The sequence below is a fragment of the Parabacteroides sp. An277 genome, assembly GCF_002159645.1.
Taxonomy (GTDB): domain Bacteria; phylum Bacteroidota; class Bacteroidia; order Bacteroidales; family Tannerellaceae; genus Parabacteroides.
On sequence record NZ_NFJB01000003.1, the window covers coordinates 1 to 12,957 of the forward strand.

8 protein-coding genes are annotated in these 12,957 nt (G+C 48.6%); all 8 read right to left on the bottom strand.

Annotation, left to right across the window (positions count from 1 at the left end; translation table 11 throughout):
• Positions 1–444 precede the first annotated feature (444 nt).
• The 8 genes from B5F77_RS01760 to B5F77_RS01800 all read right to left on the bottom strand — a co-directional run bounded on the left by B5F77_RS01760 (position 445) and on the right by B5F77_RS01800 (position 12,938).
• Positions 445–3,744: a DUF5107 domain-containing protein gene (locus B5F77_RS01760; RefSeq protein WP_087326767.1), complete on the bottom strand. Its 3,300-nt coding sequence runs from the start codon at positions 3,742–3,744 to the stop codon at positions 445–447.
• A gap of 179 nt (positions 3,745–3,923) precedes the next feature.
• Positions 3,924–5,510, bottom strand: coding sequence for a RagB/SusD family nutrient uptake outer membrane protein (locus B5F77_RS01765; RefSeq protein WP_087326770.1), 1,587 nt, complete (start codon positions 5,508–5,510; stop codon positions 3,924–3,926).
• A 21-nt stretch (positions 5,511–5,531) separates the two neighbouring features.
• Entirely contained in the window at positions 5,532–8,582 is a 3,051-nt protein-coding gene (locus B5F77_RS01770; protein ID WP_087326772.1) for a TonB-dependent receptor, read from the bottom strand.
• A 503-nt stretch (positions 8,583–9,085) separates the two neighbouring features.
• On the bottom strand, positions 9,086–9,682 hold the full coding sequence (gene folE / locus B5F77_RS01780) for a GTP cyclohydrolase I FolE (protein WP_087326779.1): 597 nt from the start codon (positions 9,680–9,682) through the stop codon (positions 9,086–9,088).
• The gene (locus tag B5F77_RS01785) at positions 9,683–10,186 is read right to left on the bottom strand and encodes an SPOR domain-containing protein (protein ID WP_140392792.1); all 504 of its coding nucleotides are present in this window, start codon (positions 10,184–10,186) and stop codon (positions 9,683–9,685) included.
• A gap of 159 nt (positions 10,187–10,345) precedes the next feature.
• On the bottom strand, positions 10,346–11,107 hold the full coding sequence (gene tpiA / locus B5F77_RS01790; RefSeq protein ID WP_087326784.1) for a triose-phosphate isomerase: 762 nt from the start codon (positions 11,105–11,107) through the stop codon (positions 10,346–10,348).
• 21 nt (positions 11,108–11,128) lie between these two features.
• Complete coding sequence (locus tag B5F77_RS01795) at positions 11,129–12,406, bottom strand: BT_3928 family protein (protein ID WP_087326786.1); 1,278 nt, start codon at positions 12,404–12,406, stop codon at positions 11,129–11,131.
• Positions 12,396–12,938, bottom strand: coding sequence for a DUF1599 domain-containing protein (locus B5F77_RS01800; RefSeq protein ID WP_087326788.1), 543 nt, complete (start codon positions 12,936–12,938; stop codon positions 12,396–12,398). Before B5F77_RS01800 ends, B5F77_RS01795 begins: the two co-directional genes overlap by 11 nt.
• Between the last annotated feature and the right edge of the window lie 19 nt (positions 12,939–12,957).

Below are 12,957 nucleotides of genomic sequence, written 5' to 3' on the forward strand. Positions count from 1 at the left end.
AAATAGTTAATAAGCTGCTCAGTGCCCCTCGCGAGAGTCGCCGCAGCCAAAGAAATACGTTAGTATTAATATTAGAAAATTCTATTCAAGGCGCTCCCTTCTGGGAAGAACGGAGCGTAAAACTTTTAAGAGCCTCTTTTCGGTTTCGGCCGAGAAGGGGCTTTTAGTTGCCTATTAGAACCATAGGACGGTTAGCCTCAGCACCGCCACATGGTTAGCCTCGGCACCTTCCGTCGGTATCGAACGTAGGCCTACGTTCGGAGGTGACGTAGTACTATGTGGTGACCCAACGTAGCGTTACGTCTGCATCGAACGTAGTACTACGTCTGGTATCGACGCAAATGTTAAGGTTTGTTTGGATGGCTTCTGAGGCAAAGTAAAAAAATAAGGAACCGGGAGCAGCGTCCCGATTCCTTATGCTTCCTGTTGGAGGCTTCATTTCATTTACCTCGTCTTCTCTGCCCAGATATTACCCGGATACAATTCTAATGCCTTGGCGAAATCAGCTTGTGCAGCCTTTTCATCTTGTTGCAAGAGATGAATCAATCCGGCATAGAAAGCGATGTTGCTCTCGCGGACGTTTTGGTTCGCTTCGCCAAATTTAGCATACGAATCGAGTGCCGTCCGTGTGCGTTCCAAGAAGGTTTCCATATCCTGCAATGCAGCATTGGCCTCTGCGGTCTTGCCCAACTTCTGCAAGGCTTTTACGCGATAGTAAGCCAAATCGGAGAGGCCGCGCGGGTATTTGGCGTCGGCCGCCTTTTGGAAGAACGCTTTCGCTTGTTCCGGTTGGTTCAAACCTTCATAGGCGATGCCTGTCAGGTAATAAGCCTTCACCTCGCTACCGCCCCGGTAGGAAGGAGCCACTTCGAGGTTGGCAGGATATTGGTTCGCCAAGTCGAATTCCTGGATAGCCTCTTTGTACTGTTTCTTGTCCAACAAAGCCAAACCCTTGAGCATGTGCGAATCGACATAAATATCATGAATTTGTCCGCCGCCTTCCCAAAGGTGGAAGTGACGATCTTTCATGATGTCGATGGCCTTATCGTACTTGCCGGTCGCATTGTAGAGCGAGAGGAGACGCATCACCGCATCATCGTGCTTCATGACCGTCTTCAGGTGCGATTCCAACCGTTTCAAGCGGACATCCAATGCCGCGTTGGCCGATTCGTAAATCTTATCCGACTCAGTAAAGAGCAGCGCATCGTCGGGGTTTGCTTGAATGGCCAAGTCGTAATACTTCATTGCCAAGTCCCAGTTGGCTTGTTGCCCATACGCGAAACCTACGTTGCGGAGCGAGATGGAGAAGTCCGGTTTTAGTTCCGTAGACTTCAGCCATTCTGCCAGTGCCTGTTCCTTCTGTCCGATGTAATACAGCAGGTTGCCATAATAATAATGGCCATATGCGCTGTTGGGTTGTTCCTTCAGCACGGTGTCGAAGAGGTTCACATCCTCCAAGCGCAACGGATAGACATGCAGCGGGGAAAGCTTATCGGCCTGAGCCAAACAAGCATCCGCCGTACGCTTGTCGCCCTGTTTCAGTAAAGCATACGCTTTATAATAATAGGTAAGCGGTGCGGAGGCGAAGGGCTCGCCCAATTGGATAGCTTCGTCCAGCAGGGTGAGGGCATCGCCGTAGGCTCCGATGTTCAAGTAGTTGTTGGCCACTTCGAGCATCTCTTGCACAGCTACTAATCCCTCGGTTTGCCCTTTCAAGCGGGTTTGCAAAGCCGAAGCATTGCCTTTCTTCAAGAAGCTCTCTTCAATGCTACTCCAGTAATCCAGCGGGTCAATCTCGCGGATATAGGCAATCACCTCTTGTGCCTCTTCTGTCTTACCCATTTTCCGGAGAATATAGGCTTTGAGGCTCTGTGCCTGGATATCGCGTTGCCCTACATAGAGCGATTGGGTAATCATATCCAAGGCTTTTGCATAATCGTTTTGCAAGAGCGCCAACACGGCCAGGCCATAGAAGGCGGGATGTTTGTAATCAGGCGTCCAAGTAGCTGCCCAATAGTTGTTTTCCGCCTGATGGTAATCACCCGTCAGTTGGTATAAGTATCCTAAATAATAGAGCGCTTCGGCATCCTTCACACGGGTATAATCGTGCGAGAGGCGGGCTTGTGCTTTGAGCAGATGTTCTTCCGCCTTTTCCCATTTGCCTTGGCGCAAGTAATGTTTGCCCACTTCGATATTCACCCGTGCGTCCATCGAATCGCGGCGCAAGGCTTCGTTATAGAAATCCATGTAATCCAAGCGGGCGTTGTTGAACTGGTCTACACGCAGGCCTGCCAGATAGAGCTCTTCGTTGGTCTTGTATTCGTCTACCGGCTTCGTTCCGTCGATGACCTTCGGTAACGGTTTGTTCTCATCCAGTTCTATCGGGCGATAATCTACCAATACATTCCCTTCGGCATCGCTCAAGGATACATATAGGTCTGAGGGCTTTACGCCAGAAGGTACAGAGACCTCTTCCAGGAAGTAACGGTCGGGATCAATCGTGATGTTCTTTTCCATCAATACTTGGTCTCCATGCTTTACCAATACTTTGGCACCTTCGTAGCGGGTTGTGGCGCAGAAACCTACGCGATACTTTCCTCCTTCGGTCGGCTCGAAGTTTACCGCTGCATCCATTGTGGCGTTTTTGCATCCTTTGATACCTTTAATCGGATACCATATCTGGCTGAACTCGCGGATTTCACCCGGATTAATCCAGCTATAGTCCGGCTGGTTATCCGAATAGGCACCTACCATCAGTTCGAGGTAATGTCCGTCCTTGTCGGAGAGAATCTTGTTCCACATGTGTCCGCTCGGGTTGTTCCCCCAGAGGAAGAACTTCTTGCCCGGCACCACATGGCGGTTGGCCACATGCACCGTCCCGGCATCCTTCGCGTAATCGTATCCGGCCAGGAACTCCATCTCGCTTCCCCAAGCGAAGATCGAGCGCGAATCGCCTGTGTAGTTCGCCCAGCGGGAAAGGTCTGCCTCTTGTCCGCTTCCCAGCACTGCTTCGCCCATTGGCCAGCGCGTGAAGTACACCTTGCTATGGTCTGCACCAAACTGTACATCGGGTGGGAATATCACCTGGTAATGCTCATCGCAATGAACCGACACGTTCGCCCAATAGAGCATGGATTGAATCATCGGCGTCGGGTTCGATACCATAATCTTCGCCTCTACCCACGAACGGTTGGGATAGACCGATACGCCGACCGACCATTTCAGGCGATGGCGCAACTCTGTCTCGCCCACCCAAATCGTCTTGCTACCATCGGTGTTCTCTTGCATTTTCCAATTGGTTGGCAAGTAGGTCGTGGCGCGATGATGGTCCGGGATATTCCATTCCACACCGCCCGAAAGCCAGGCACCCAGCATACCAATCAATGCCGGCTTCACACCTGTTTGGGTGTAAAAGAAATGATATCCATTGGTCTTATCGGTAGCGGCGAAGATGCGCCCTCCAATTTCCGGCAAAACCGAGATATCCACATATTCATTCTTTAGATTTAATACATTATAGTCCTTCTCCACCTGCTTTTCCGTTAAAACATCATACAATGGATAGGGATAAATATACCCTTCGGCGCCTTGATAGACGCGCCCGGTGAAGAAAATCGGGTCGATTTCGGGATTCCCGATTTCATAGGTATGAATCTTTTCGGTGGCGGACTTCATTTCTACCTGCTGCCCCCACGCAGGCATGGCCATCGCCACTAAAAGGGGCCAAATGATTTTAGCTTTCATGGTCTATTTTTGTTTAATTGACTAAGTACTTTCATTCTTTTAGGGAAGGTTTCCCTACGAGCTTAGGGAAGGTTTCCCTCAACCCTTAGGGAACATGTCCCTTCGAGTTGAGGGAATCTCTCCCTTGGTAATGCTTCCAAGACACCCTTGGTAATGCTTCCAAGGGTGGAGTAGGAGATTTATCTCGTCAGGTTCGTATTTATTTCTGCATCTGTTGCCGGATATGGCAAGTAAACAGAAGACTCGCCATTCCAAGTCTGGCTTGCATCAATCAATATCGTTTCCTGACGCGTTACGCCCGGAGCCACTTCTACCGGCGTATTGGCTTTACGTTCATTAAATGCCTGTTCCAATAAGTTCAAACGCATTTGGTCGTCGCGGCGTGTGACCATAGCTACCCAGTAACCAGCAACTTCCCAACCGTGTTCCTGTACGGCCAAGTTGATAAAGGCGTCGGCGCTCAGACCGGAAACAGGTTCTTCACCGGCACGTTCACGCACTTGGTTCAAGCATTCGTAGGCTTGTGCATTCGGGGTACCGTCGGCACGGGCTTGCGATTCGGCATACCACAAGAGCACTTCCGAGTAACGAATCATGCGGTGACGGTGCCCGTTGGTCATCAAGGTGATATTCGATGGTTTCGTATAATCGTAGTCCGTATCGCCTTCACCTACGGTAAAGATGCAGAACATCGGGTGTTGTTCTGTGAAACTTTCGTCCCACCAGTCGAGCAAATTCGTCTCGCCGTTACGTCCGTTGTTTTCCAAAATCTGCGGATTGTAAGTCGCGTCTTTACGAGGTCCTTCGGGGAATTCTTTCCAGAACTTGATTTCTCCCCAACCGTCGCCCCAGCCACCGAGCGATTCATACAAGTGGCTCAGTGTCATCTGTGAGTCTTCCACCCAAGCGAAAGAACCAGAGTAATTGATGCCGACTACGGTTTCGTTCGAATAATTATGGCTCGGCGCATAGACATGTTTATATTCCGGTTCCAACATGTATTCATACTGGCCATTGTTTACTCCGTCGATGACCGCTTTCAACTGAGTAGCCGCGTCTGCGTAAAGTTGTGTTTGGTTCAATGGCCAACCCGCCATCGCCATATACACAGCTCCCAAGGTAGCTTGAGCTGCCTGTTTCGTGATATATACATTCACGCCATTTAAGAAACGAGGTTCCGTGGAATAGCTCGTAGGCAATGTATTCACGCAATCTTGCAAATCTTGTACAATCTGCGCGTATACTTCTTCAACTGTTGCCGGAGTACGTTCATAGTCAACTTCATTATCCAATACCAATGGCACCGGACCGAAGCAACGTACCAGACGGAAGTAATTGAATGCACGCCAATATTTTGCCTGTCCAACAGCGATATTGATTTCCTCTTCGGTGGTTGGCGTTCTATTCGCATTCAATACGATATAATTCGAAGCCTTGATAGCTGCATAAGCTACTTGCCAAACCGCTTCCACACCTTTGTTGTTATTAGCAGGGCGGAAACCGTCTACTTCGGCATACGCTTGTTTGTTACTACCCGGGTTGGCTGTAATATCATCTCCCTGCCAAGCGGGAATCGTCGGGTTGGTGTTGGTCTGCGTTTCGCATACTTTGCGGTACAACGCATAGGTCGCCATATCCAATTCATCTTGGGTAGAGAAGAAGGTACCCGGAGTCAGCTGCCCTTTCGGGTCTTCCTGCAAAAAGTCATTGCATGAAGTCGAAAGCAAGGCGGCAGCTAATGCACATATAATATATTTTACTTTCATAATAATGTTCTTTTTTAATGATTAGAAATTCATACGCACACCAATTGTATAAGTACGAGTTAACGGATAAGCACCCAAATCGATACCGTCGTTCACATCGACACTGCCACTGCCTACGAATGAAATACCTGCCGGATCCATGCCTTTATATCCAGAGATCGTAAAGAGGTTCTGGCAACTGAACGTCAAACGCAAGTCTGCAAACTTGGTAATTCGTTTTGGTAGATTATAAGACAAACTGAGGTTGTCCAAACGGAAATAGTTCGCCTTTTCCAAATACTTCGTAGAACCAGGCTGGTAGTTGTTTCCTGTTTGTGTTACCGGGACGTAGGTACCACTTTGTCCTACCGTCGAGAAGTTCTCGTCCAATCCTTCTTTCAACGTAATGAAAGCGAAGTCGCCCGTCATGGCTGTACCAGTGAAACGTACCATATTTAAGCGGTCAGCACCGAAGGAAGCCGTAAAGAAGGCATTCAGTTCCCAATTCTTCCAATGTAACGAGTTGTTCCATCCGAAAGTAAAGTCCGGTGTTGATTTGCCAATGAAATCTCTATCGTTACTGTCTATCAAACCATCTTGATTCTTATCCCAATAGATATCATTACCATTGGCATCCAAGCCTTGCCATACATAACCATAGAAGGCACCGATTGGCTGCCCTACTTCGATGCGGTTCATACCGTCTGTCGTAGTGCCTAATCCGGAAGCAAAGTTCGTACCTGGGATGAATTCCAATCCGCTCAAGTCTTTTACTTCATTTTTCAAGTAAGTACCTGTAAAGGTTGTAGTCCATCCGAAGTCTTTGTTATCAAAGATGGTGGCATCAATCGAGAAGTCGATACCACGGTTGCTTACTTCAGCAGCGTTCACCCAATAAGAACCACCGCCATCATAATTCGGTATCGTGCGTTGCAACAAACCATCTTTCGTACGTTTATCGAAGTAATCCAACGATACGCGCAGGCGATGATCCAACATCGCGAAGTCTACACCGATATCCAACTGGTGCGTCGTTTCCCAACTTAAATCGGGCGTAGCTGCGCTTTGTCCAATCCAATAACCTGTATATTGCGACGTGCCACCAAATGCATACATGGCTTGTGCCATCAGACCTAACGTCCCGTATGGGTCAATGGCTTCACTACCAATCAAACCATAGCTAGCACGAATCTTCAAATCCTGGAATATCTTTTGGTCTTGCATAAATGGTTCATTTCCTAATGACCAAGCTGCTGCGATAGATGGGAAGTATCCCCACTTGTTTTGGTCGAACTTCGAAGAACCATCGGCACGGAACGTACCCGTCAGCATATAACGGTCGGCATAGTTATACATCACGCGGGCTACACCTGATACCAACGCCCATTTCGAATAGGAGTTGCTGGAAGTACGGGTAGAAGCCATGTTTACATTCCACCAACCTACACCCTCGGTCAGTAAGTCTGTACCATTGATGGACATATAACGATATTCGGACTGGGTTGCCTCGTATACTGCCGTAGCCGTCAACGAATGTTCGTTCCATTTACCCATGTAAGTCAAATTGTTGGTAGTCTGGAGCGTCATGCGGTAAGCATCATTGTTTCCCATGCTGCTATGTGCCGTTACCTTTGTTGAAGCAAATGAATAACCTTTGGCATCGTTATAATCCACACCATTGCTGGTTGTAAAGGTCAAGCCGGGTAGGATATCGAATTTCAAATCCACGTGCGCATTAACGATATCTGTGATTGTTTCACCCGTTTGTTCCTTCAAGATACCGACAGGATTATCTTGCGTGATAGCGCTATATGGGTCTTTTACATACGAACCGTCTGCATTCATGATGTCCAAAACAGGCGAATAGTTCACCGCAATGTTCACGATATTTTCCTTGCCAGCTGCGAAATTACCACTCCTCCGCACATTATGAGAAGCACTTACATCAGCGGTTAAATGCAACCATTTGGTCAATTGGGAAGTCAAGTTCAAGCGTCCTTGATAGCGTTTGTTGCTATTTTCAATAACCACACCCTCTTGCCCTGCATAATTGGCTGAGAACAAGTACTGTGTCTTTTCATTACCGCTCGATAAAGAGAGTTTGTAGTCTTGCGTAACGCCTGTCTGGTAGATTTCATCTTGCCAATCTGTACCGGCCGTACCATTTTGGAAGGCTGTCAATTGATCTGAAGAGAATGTATTCGGGCGGTACGTATTATATAGGTTGGCAAATTCGTATGCATTCAATGTCTCATAACGTTTTGCTACCGTACCGATTCCGATTTGCGCGTCAAATGTGATTTGGCGGGTATTGGCTTTACCGGTCTTGGTCGTAATCAATACGACACCATTCGCACCACGTGAACCGTAGATAGCCGTCGAAGAAGCATCCTTCAAGACTTGCATGGATTGGATATCTTCAGGGTTCAATCCCGTCAGTCCGCTCTGGCGTACAATACCATCTACTACATACAACGGGTCGTTACTACGATTGATAGAACCCGAACCACGCACACGAATCTTTACCGTACCACCCGGCACACCACTATTTTGTACTTGCACACCGGATACACGCCCTTGCAAAGCATCCGATACTTGTATAATCGGTTGGTCTTTAAAAGATTTGCTGCTTAACACGGATACAGACCCGGCCAAGTCCGCCTTACGAACCGTACCATAACCTACCACTACCAATTCATCCAAATTCTGGGAATCTTCTTGCAAGGTGATGTTTATCGTTCGTTGTCCGTTCACTTGAACATCTTGCGAAGCATATCCAATATAAGAAAATTGTAAGGTAGCATTCGAAGGAACGGAAAGGGTGAACCGGCCGTCCATGTCGGTCATCGTTCCATTGGTGGTCCCTACCTCTACTACGTTTACACCCATCAACGGTTCTCCATGTGGGTCAACTACTGTACCGCTAATTTCTACCGCCTGTTGTTGTGCCATTGCAATCACACCAGGTACTTCATCGGCCGCCCATGCGGCATTTGCCAAACTTATTCCTGCTATCAGGGGGACTGCATGCAGGAAGCGTTTGAACCAAGGATATCTGTGGCAATATCCTACAGGTAATGCTCTTTTTCTCATACCTCTATATAATTAAAATGTTAGCCATGAAGATTGCTTTGATTAACCAAAGTTTTCTTCTTTTGTTTATCTGTTATCTATTACTGTTACTTATTATCATCTTAAAATGGTTAGCTCGCCTTGCTTTTTCCATTTATATTATTCAATCAATCATTCTGTACCGCAAAGATAGCATTTATAATTTAATAATAGAATGGGGTATTTATGTGTTTTATAACATAAAAATGTAGATAATAAATATTTTAATTAATAGGCTTCCGAATCAATGCTTCGTGTATTTAACTTAATTCCCTATTTAAAGAAGGCTTGTTTGTATCAATTTATCAAAAATAAACCTATGTAATGGGGCAAAATGAAAGTAGCAAAAATCGTGCTAAACCTTTTTAAAGGGTGGATGGTAGGATGGGGTGTTATATGCTAAATTATGTTATTTATTTCGATAAAGCGCATAAAAAAAGCCGGAGGGTGTATTCCGGCTATCGTCGAGAGGGTGGGGAGGGCGTTTATCGGTTGCCCTTGATCAGGTTCATAAACTCTTCGCGCGTTTTGGCTTGCTGGAAGAATCCGGTGAAGTCGGAGGTCGTCGTGAGGGAGTTTTGCTTCTCTACGCCACGCATTTGCATGCACATGTGTTGCGCTTCGATGACCACCATCACGCCCAGCGGATTCAACGTCTCTTGGATGCATTCCTTGATTTGCATCGTGAGCCTTTCCTGTATTTGCAAGCGGCGGGCGAAGATATCTACCACGCGGGGTATCTTGCTCAATCCGGTGATGTATTTGCGGGGGATGTACGCCACGTGCGCTTTGCCGAAGAAGGGGAGCATGTGGTGCTCGCAAAGCGAGAAGAAGTCGATGTCCTTCACGATGACCATCTGCTTGTAATCCTCCTCTTCGAACATCGCCGAACGGAGGACGGCCGCGGGGTCCTCCCGGTAGCCTTTCGTGAGGTATTGCATCGCTTTGGCCACGCGCATGGGGGTTTTCAGCAAGCCTTCGCGCGAGGCGTCTTCGCCTAACAAATCAATGATTGCTTGGTAATGGGTAGCAAGCGCATCCCGGTTCTCTATCAATTGCTCTTCGTGTAACGTCTCCATCATTTAGTTTAAAGGTATTTTTACTTCTTCTTTTACGATATACATCTCTTTGGCATAATCGGGGAAAGCCTCCATGAGCTGGCGCATCAATTGGTATGCCTCTTCGTGCGAGCGGAAATCGCCCACGCGCAGCTTCCAGAAGGGTGCGTTGTAGGTCACGTAGGTAGGTACTTCCGGGAAAAGCTCTTTGATTTCCTTTTCTTTGCGGAAGGCTTCATCTTTGGATTTCCGTTGGTTATTGCCCGAAAATACTTGCGCGCGGAAGCCGGGAATCTTCAAGTACGTCTCTTCGCCCTCTTGCTCCACGTTCGCCCCGTATTTGTGTGCTCCCACCATCGTGCGGATGTCTGCCGATTGGCGGATATGCACCGTGCCCTTGCCTACGTCCGGTTTGGCAAGTTGGTCGAAGATGGTGATGACGTGCACCGTCGTGTCGGCGCTGGTTTGAGCTTCCACACCCAGCGAGGTGAGGCAAACGAGCGCTCCGATAGCCAGGAATCTCTTCATAAATGGTAAATTAAAAAGGGACAATGGACAAAAGGGCAACGAGTTATTTGCCCGGACGTCCATTGTCTGTTTATAGTTGATTATGGGTAAATTGATAGTTATAAATGAATCCATTATCCCTTATAAAAGGGGGAATGGTCCCTTCTCAATGGCCCCTTATTATTTATCGAACGCTTCGATAATCGGCATGAACTTTTCTACCGAGAGAGAGGCGCCTCCAATCAAACCTCCGTCTACATCGGGTTTAGCGAAGAGTTCTTTCGCGTTTCCTCCATTGCAACTTCCACCATAAAGGATGGTGCAATTATCGGCAATTTCCTGTCCGTATTTAGCGGCCAGCGTAGCGCGGATATGCGCATGGATTTCTTCGGCTTGGTCGGCCGTAGCGGTCTTACCCGTACCGATAGCCCATACCGGTTCGTAAGCCAAGATAATCTTGCTGAAGTCTTCGGCCGAGAGGTTGAAGAGCGACCCTTCGATTTGGGCATCTACCACTTCGAAGTGCTTGCCTGCTTCGCGTTCAGCCAATACTTCGCCGATGCAGAAGATAGGCGTAAGTCCGTTTGCGAGGGCTAATTCCACCTTTGTTTTGAGGATTTCGGGCGTTTCGTGGTAATACGCGCGGCGTTCAGAGTGGCCTAAGATGACATATTTCGCACCCGTAGAAGCGACCATAGCGGCCGATACTTCGCCCGTGAAGGCACCCTTTTCCTTGTCTGCGCAATTCTCTGCGGCTACCCCGATTTTGTTCGTGTCGATAGCTGCGGCTACGCTGGCCAGGTGCGTGAAGGGCGTACCGATGATGACATCGCAATTCGTCGTTTTGTTCTTCAACGCTTCGTCCAATCCTTTAGCCAATGCCAATCCTTCGGCCAGGGTGGTGTTCATTTTCCAGTTTCCTGCAACAATGTTCTTTCTCATGATTCTTGTTTATTTAAATGATTATGTATTGTTATCTTGTTCGTATGTTGATTTGTTTTTCCGCCTACGGTTCGTCCGATAGTCGTACGCCCAAACCAGGAGCAAAGGTACGGCAAAAGTCAATAGGTTGGTTATATATCGGGCTTCTTTCTTATCATTCTCTTTTCCTTGCCACACCTCCGCGAAGGTTTGTGGCCATGCTTCTTCGGCGGGCAAATCGTTGTAATGCCATTTGGCTAAGATAGTTCCCCCTTTGAGGAGTACCAACCCGGGGTTGGAGCGGATGAAGGTCTTGAGCATCGTCTCATCTCCGAAGAGGAAGGGATATTCCGCCCCGGTATAATCTATCCAGCGGTCGATAGCTTCGCTTTCCGAGCTGGTCACGCCATAGAAGCGCATCCCTTGCTCTTGGGCGTAATCATAGATGTTGTTGATTTCATCGATGCGCTCCTCGTGGGCGGTTTCGAGCTTGGGGGCGATGAGGAGGAAGACGCCCGCCGTATCGCCCAAGATGGATTCCGTCAGGTCTTCGCCTTCGGGCGTGAGGAGGAGGAAGTCGGTAATAGGGGGGACGTACCCCTGCTTGAGGAGCTTCGTCTCGGTGCGGATAAAGGTCCAGGTTGTATCTTCGGCCGGTACATTATCCAGGGTGAACGTCTGCCTCTTTCCCTCTTTCTCATAGATGAAGCGGTATTCGTATTCATCTTGGGGTGCTCCTTCGGGTATCGTCATTTGCTCCGGGATGTTCACCCCTACTTTATAAGGGCGGAAATCGACTATCGGGAGATGCCAATAATTCCGAAGCGAGAAGCCTACGCAAAACATATAGGCGTATAACGCCACAAACCAATATACCTTGTAGCTATATCCGGCCTGCACCCGCTGGTTGAAGCGGAATGCCACGAAGGCGGCCGCCAGCAAGACGATGTTCTTATAGAAGGTCTCCCAGTTGGTCAATACGAGCGCTTCGCCAAAGCATCCGCAATCGGCCACCGGGTTGTAGAGGGCCAGGTAGAGGGTGAGGGGCGTCATGAAGCACATCATCAGGAGCGTCAGGAAGGAGGCATACCGCCGGTAAACGCCCAGCAGCATACAGGTGCCTAAGGTGAACTCGATGGCCGCCAGGTTGATGGCAAAGGGCATGGCCAGCCATTCTAAATGCGCGAAACCGAACGCGTTGAAGTATTCCTCCATCTTGATAGCTCCTCCTACCGGGTCGATGGCTTTTGCCGTACCCGAGAAGAGGAATACCACGCCCAGCAACACGCGGCATACGCACGCGAGCAGGCTACTCCCCATATTCCAGCTTGATGAGTCCGAACAACGCATAATTCACCATGTCCATATAGTTCGCTCCGATGCCCTCCGATACGAGCGTCTGCCCGTGGTGGTCTTCGATTTGCTTGGTGCGGTAGAGCTTCATCAATATCAAGTCGGTATACGAGCTGATGCGCATCGAGCGCCATGCCTCGTCGTAATCATGGTTTTTGGCATACATGAGCTCTTTCGTCTCGGTCATATACTTATCGTAGAGCGTGACGGCCTCTTCGTTCGTGAGGTCGGTCGTATCGGCGTATCCGAGTGCCAACTGGATAAGCCCGATGATGCCGTAATTCACGATGGCGATAAACTCCGGCCGGATGCCTTCGCCCACGCGGCTCACCCCCTTCGTCTCCAAGCTCCGGATGCGGTTGGCTTTTATAAACAACTGGTCGGTAATGGACGAGGGCCGCATGATGCGCCACGATGGCCCGTAATCCGCCAATTTCTGGATGTATAATTCCCGGCATACGGAAATTAATGCTTCAAATTGTTTTTCTGTTTCTGGCATACCATCTTCGTTTTTCCTC

Bases quoted from the DNA above. Each gene is read 5' to 3' on its own strand.
- B5F77_RS01760 (WP_087326767.1), bottom strand. From the start codon at position 3,744: ATGAAAGCTAAAATCATTTGGCCCCTTTTAGTGGCGATGGCCATGCCT.
- B5F77_RS01765 (WP_087326770.1), bottom strand. From the start codon at position 5,510: ATGAAAGTAAAATATATTATATGTGCATTAGCTGCCGCCTTGCTTTCG.
- B5F77_RS01770 (WP_087326772.1), bottom strand. From the start codon at position 8,582: ATGAGAAAAAGAGCATTACCTGTAGGATATTGCCACAGATATCCTTGG.
- folE (WP_087326779.1), bottom strand. From the start codon at position 9,682: ATGATGGAGACGTTACACGAAGAGCAATTGATAGAGAACCGGGATGCG.
- B5F77_RS01785 (WP_140392792.1), bottom strand. From the start codon at position 10,186: ATGAAGAGATTCCTGGCTATCGGAGCGCTCGTTTGCCTCACCTCGCTG.
- tpiA (WP_087326784.1), bottom strand. From the start codon at position 11,107: ATGAGAAAGAACATTGTTGCAGGAAACTGGAAAATGAACACCACCCTG.
- B5F77_RS01795 (WP_087326786.1), bottom strand. From the start codon at position 12,406: ATGGGGAGTAGCCTGCTCGCGTGCGTATGCCGCGTGTTGCTGGGCGTG.
- B5F77_RS01800 (WP_087326788.1), bottom strand. From the start codon at position 12,938: ATGCCAGAAACAGAAAAACAATTTGAAGCATTAATTTCCGTATGCCGG.